Origin of the sequence: Actinoplanes sp. GCM10030250 (assembly GCF_042666575.1) — a bacterium.
Classification (GTDB): Bacteria; Actinomycetota; Actinomycetes; order Mycobacteriales; family Micromonosporaceae; genus Actinoplanes.
Map to the genome: position 1 here is coordinate 1 of NZ_JBHTDO010000101.1, position 1,119 is coordinate 1,119.

The 1,119-nt window shown below is 66.6% G+C and carries 1 protein-coding gene; it reads right to left on the reverse strand.

Annotated features, from left to right (window positions below; translation table 11 throughout):
* Positions 1–1,075, reverse strand: a 1,075-nt coding sequence (locus tag ACFQV6_RS44210) for a hypothetical protein (protein ID WP_378033732.1), incomplete at its 3' end; no start/stop codon positions are given.
* Between the last annotated feature and the right edge of the window lie 44 nt (positions 1,076–1,119).

Here is a 1,119-nt window from a genome sequence, read left to right on the forward strand (position 1 = left end):
CGCTGCGCAACTTCGCCCACCGTGTGCCCTGCTCGGCATCTTCGCCTGCTTCGTGCCGGGCGGCCAGGTAGCGGATGTATCCGGCCATCGCTGCCGCGTAGACGCCGGTTTCGGCTTTGGTTTCGATGTCGTTGAGCTGGGTTTTGTCGATCTGTCCCGGGGTCAGGGCCACGATGAAGGAGCGGTTTTCGGCGCTGGGGACCTTGAACTTCAGTTCCGCGGTGACCATGGTGAATCCGCGTGGTGGCCGGTCTTTGCGGTCGCCGCCGCTGCGGGAGCTCCGCCCGCGCGCGGAGCCGTTGGCCGCGGTGCGGGCCAGGTACTCGAATTTGTCGAGGATTTCGGTCTGCATCCTGCGGTCGGTGGCGGGGTGGGCGTCGTCGACGACCTGGAGGGCGTTTTTGGCGCCGTGGGCATAACCTTCGATGGAAGTCCGGGTGGAGATGAAGTTCTGCGGGAACGGGGCCAGCGGCATTCTGGGGCTGTAGTGGGAAAGGCCGATTCCGGCCAGGAGCGACTTGCCAGCACCGGTGCCGCCGTAGAGGACGCCGAGGAAGTCCGGGCGCGGTGCGCACAACTCCAGTGGTGGCAGGTAGGTCATCAGCAGTACCGGCCACATGACCTCCGGTGGTGCGAGGTTGAGCAGGTCGAGTGAGGCCCGCAGCGCCTCGCGTTCCTGGTCTTCCTTTGGGGGTGCGGGCAGTGTGTAGGAGCCGATCCGGTGGCCGAGTTCGATCGCTGGGCCGTCTACCTCACCGTCGGCCCCGATGCAGGCCCCGGCGCTGAGGTAGACCGGCCGCCCGTCCTGCTCGATCCAGCCGGTGTGGCGGTGCAGCGGGATGGTTGGGTGGTCTTCGGCCAGGCGCAGCACGGCGTCGGCCAGGACGTTGACCATGCCCCGGGAGCCGTGCCCCGATACCGAGTAGTTGGCCCACACGTCGCCGGTCAGCAGTTGGCGGTGGGTGACTCGTGATTGTTCGCCGTCGACGGTGATGGTGTAGAGCTTGCGGTCTTGCAGGTCGTCCTGGTCGAGGTCGACTGTCACGTCCATCACGTCTGGAACGAACGGGAGCACGGCGCGTTTGGTGGTTTCGCCGTCCTTGCCGCGGATGGTCTTGG